Here is a 3,845-nt window from a genome sequence, read left to right on the forward strand (position 1 = left end):
GGTGCGGGAGATTCGGGGGCATGAACCACAACACCCCTCTTTCCCCCCGTCCCTTGAGCCACCTGTCCGACGCCCGGCGGCGCGTGCTGACCAACGCGCAGTTGCGGGCGCACGGCGTGACCAACGCCGAGATCAACGAGCAGTGCCGGCCGGGTGGTGCCTGGCAGCAGTTCCTGCCCGGTGTCTGTCTGCTGCACCCCGGCCCGCCCACCGGTGAGGAGCGGCTGCACGCGGTCCTGATGTACGCGACCCGCTCAGCGTTCCGTGAGCCGCCCCTCAGAGCACAGGGCATCCCGGTTCAGCCGGCCGCCGCCGGGCCCGGCGCGCAGGAACCGCCCGCACCGCAGCGTTACCCCGACGCGATGATCACCGGTCTCGCGGCCCTCACCCTGCACGGCTTCTCCTCCGCACCCTCGCTGCTGTCGCTGGACCGCGTCGACGTCCTCGTACCGCGCTTGCGCCGGCTCCGTTCGACGGGCTGCGCGCGTATCGTCCGGGCGCCCGCGCTGCCGAAGCCCGAGGAGGTCACCGGTCTCCCGGTGGCTCCCGTTCCACGCGCGCTGGCCGACGCAGTCGCCGAGCTCTCGGAGGCGGGCACCGTACGCCGTCTGCTGACCGAAGCGGTACGCGGCGGCCACTGCGAACCGGCCGCCGTAGTACGGGAGTTGACCCAGGCTCGGCTGCTGAACCGGCCGCACGTCGTGGACGCCGTCGACACCTTGCTCGCCGAGGGCCGGGCCATCGCCGAGGACCACCTGTATCGCATGGTCCGCGAACACGGCCTGCCCGACCCCGTCTGGAACGTGGACCTGTGCCTGCCCGGCGGCCCTCATCTGGGCGGCCTCGACGCGTACTGGCCCGAACAGGCCGTGGCCCTCGAACTGGACACCCGGGCTCCCCGCCAGGACGACGACGCGCTGTGGTCGGAGTACGCCCGCAAACGCGAGCACCTGGAGCGGCTCGGTATCACCGTCGTCCACGTCACCCCGCGGAAGCTGCGCGATGCGCTGGACCAGCAGGCGGCCGTCGTACGGACCGCGCTCATGGCAGCGTGCGACCGCGATCCGTCGGCGTATGTGGTGGTGCTGCCCCGGTGACCTGTGGGGGCCACCGGGCACCGGCCACTGGGCATCTGGTGGCCCCCACATCACTGCTGGCCGGTCACTCGGTCATCACCGCCGGCCGGTCACTCAGTCCGCTCGCCCAGTCCCCTCACTCAGTCCGTTCAGTCCCATCACTCAGTCCGCTCGCTCAGTCGGCGATGGCCCCGCAGGAGATGTTCACATCCGTCGCGGTCAGGGTGCGCGCCCGGTCGGAGGCGACGAAGGCGGCCACGTCGCCCACGTCCGCGAGGGTCGCGGCACGGCCGAGCTGGGTCTCCTTGACGAGGCTGTCGGTGATCTCCTCCTTGCCGGGGAACCCGTCGGGGACGCTCTCCGGCACACCGCCCGACTTCAGGGTGACCACACGGATACCGCGCGGACCCAGCTCGATGGCCCACTGACGGCGCAGCCCCTCGAGCGCGTCCAGGGCGATCTTGAAGCCGCCGAGGCCGGGCATCGTCTGCGTACCGCCGCCCCCGAAAGCGAGGATGACCCCCGAGCCGCGGGCGGTCATGTGCCGGGCCGCCGCGCGGGTCGTCAGGAACTGCGAGCGCATCGCGTACGTGATCGGCTGCAGAAAGTCCGCCACCGAGATCTCCATCAGCGGCTGCTGGACATCCCCGACACCGATGGCGTTGAACGAGACGTCGATCCGCCCGGTCCGCCCGGCCACGCCGTCGACGAAGCCGTCCACCGCCGCCTCGTCCAGGGCGTCGACCACAGCCGTCTCCGCGGTATCGCCCGCACTGCGAATGTCCACGGCGACCGCCTCGAGCGACGCCGCCGTACGCCCGGCGAGAAAGACCCGCGCCCCCTCCCGGGCAAAGGCCCGGGCCGCCGCCCCGCCGATGGAACCGCCGGCCCCGTACACCACGGCGACCTTCTCCTTCAGCAACATGATCGAACTCCGTTCTCTCCTGATCGACTACCGGCTTTCCGGCTGCCGACCGAAGCCGGCAGATCCAGGTCACACCGGGTACGTCGGAGCCGCTCGCTGGACTTCGACAGGCCCGGGACTGCCGCCGTAAAGTAAGATTCAATCTACGTAATATCGAATCTGACTTTGTTGTGCCGACTAGAGGGTGAGTCGCTGATGGAGTTCAAGGGCAGGGCAGCCGATCTCGATCAACTGGCTCGGCAGCTGCGGCTGGTGGTCGACGGCGCAGGGGCCACCCGGGGACGGTCCGTGATCATGATGGGCCGACGTCGCGTGGGGAAGTCCCGCCTGGTGCAGGAGTTCTGTGACCGGTCCGCGGTTCCGTACGTGGTGTTCCAGGCGACCCGGGCCCGTAATCCGGTGGCTGAGCGGGCCGACTTCACCGCGGCGCTCGCGCACTCCGCCCTGCCCGGCGCGGAACTGGTGGCCGGGCTGCAAGCCGCCGACTGGAACCAGGCGCTGCGTTCCCTTGCCCTCGCGGTGCCGGACGACGCTCCGAGCATCGCGGTGATCGACGAGGTGCCCTGGCTGGTGGAGCGGGACAGCGAGTTCGAGGGGGCGCTGCAGACGGTGTGGGACCGCCATCTGTCCGCCAAGCCGGTGCTGCTCGTCCTCGTCGGCAGTGACATGTCGGTGATGGAGGCCCTGCAGTCGCATGGCCGTCCGTTCTTCGGCCGGGCGACGAAGATGACCGTACGGCCGCTGCACCTGGCCGACGTGCAGGCGGCGACCGGGCTCGACGCGGCGGAGGCGATGGACGCCCTGCTGATCACCGGCGGCTTCCCGGAGATCGTCCAGTCGTGGCGCCCGGGAACGCCCCGTACGGAGTTCCTGAGCGACGCGGTGAGCAACCCTCTCTCGCCCCTGCTGGTCGCGGGCGAGCTGTCACTGCTCGGCGAGTTCCCCGAGTCGTCCCACTCACGTGCTGTACTCGAAGCCGTCGGCAGCGGTGAACGGACCTTCTCCACCATCGCCGCCCAGGCAGGCGGCGCGGGCGCGCTGCCCTCCGGCACCCTTTCCCCGCTGCTGAACACACTGCTGGCCAAACGGGTCCTGGCGGTCGACCTGCCGCTGTCCACGAAGCCGGACAGCAAGAACAAGCGCTACCGCATCGCCGATCCGTATCTGCGCTTCTGGCTGGCCTTCCTGCGACGCGGAATCCCGCTCATCGAACGCGGCCGGGGTGATCTGGCCCTGGAGCGTATCGAGCGGTCTTGGACGACCTGGCGGGGACGAGCGATCGAACCGGTGGTCCGCGAGTCGCTGCTGCGCTTGTTGCCGAACGACCCCTGGCCCGAAACCGAGGCGGTCGGTGGCTGGTGGAACCGGCAGAACAACCCCGAGATCGACCTGATCGGCGCGGACCGCGAACCCGTGGCGGGCGCTGTGCATTTCATCGGGTCGGTCAAGTGGCTGGAGTCCCAGCCGTTCGGGCGCCGCGAGTACGACGCCCTGGTCCGCGACGCCCTCGCCGTGCCCGGTACCGGCCCGGACACACCCCTCGTCGCGGTCTCCCGCTCCGGTGTCACGGAGGGTCTGCCGCTCGCGGCGCACTGGGGTCCGGAGGACTTGGCCGACGCCTGGCGGTAGGGGCACTTTCTGAACCATCCGCAAGTCGTGGGCACCGGGCGGTTTTCGGTCACCGATCGGCGTCGAAGCGGAGCGTGGGAAGCCTCTGGGGGCGGGAGCGCGGGACGCGGCCAGTGGGATCGGCGGCGGGGCGAGACGTCGGCGGTGGGCGGTGGCACCATGCGGAGGCGACGGAGCATGGGCGGGGGTGGGTGCGCCGTGAAGCGGGTGTTCGT

General features: G+C 70.7%; 3 protein-coding genes. 2 read left to right on the forward strand and 1 reads right to left on the reverse strand.

The genetic code is table 11. The features are described from left to right. The first annotated feature begins 20 nt into the window (after positions 1-20). Positions 21-1,097, forward strand: coding sequence for a hypothetical protein (locus tag G6048_RS47225; protein ID WP_165345773.1), 1,077 nt, complete (start codon positions 21-23; stop codon positions 1,095-1,097). Positions 1,098-1,251: 154 nt separating this feature from the next. Here the strand turns inward: G6048_RS47225 and G6048_RS47230 are convergent, their stop codons facing one another. Next, positions 1,252-2,001 carry an SDR family NAD(P)-dependent oxidoreductase gene (locus tag G6048_RS47230; RefSeq protein ID WP_165345774.1) on the reverse strand — a complete coding sequence of 250 codons (750 nt, stop codon included), beginning with the start codon at positions 1,999-2,001 and terminating at the stop codon, positions 1,252-1,254. Positions 2,002-2,196: 195 nt separating this feature from the next. On the opposite strand from G6048_RS47230, the gene G6048_RS47235 reads away from it, so the two are divergent. Then, entirely contained in the window at positions 2,197-3,630 is a 1,434-nt protein-coding gene (locus G6048_RS47235; RefSeq protein WP_165345775.1) for an ATP-binding protein, read from the forward strand. Positions 3,631-3,845 lie beyond the last annotated feature (215 nt).

Source organism: Streptomyces ureilyticus (genome assembly GCF_011045025.1).
In the GTDB taxonomy this organism is placed as follows: Bacteria; Actinomycetota; Actinomycetes; order Streptomycetales; family Streptomycetaceae; genus Streptomyces; species Streptomyces ureilyticus.

Coding starts and splice junctions, on each gene's coding strand:
- G6048_RS47230 (WP_165345774.1), bottom strand. CDS start 2,001: ATGTTGCTGAAGGAGAAGGTCGCCGTGGTGTACGGGGCCGGCGGTTCC.
- G6048_RS47225 (WP_165345773.1), top strand. CDS start 21: ATGAACCACAACACCCCTCTTTCCCCCCGTCCCTTGAGCCACCTGTCC.
- G6048_RS47235 (WP_165345775.1), top strand. CDS start 2,197: ATGGAGTTCAAGGGCAGGGCAGCCGATCTCGATCAACTGGCTCGGCAG.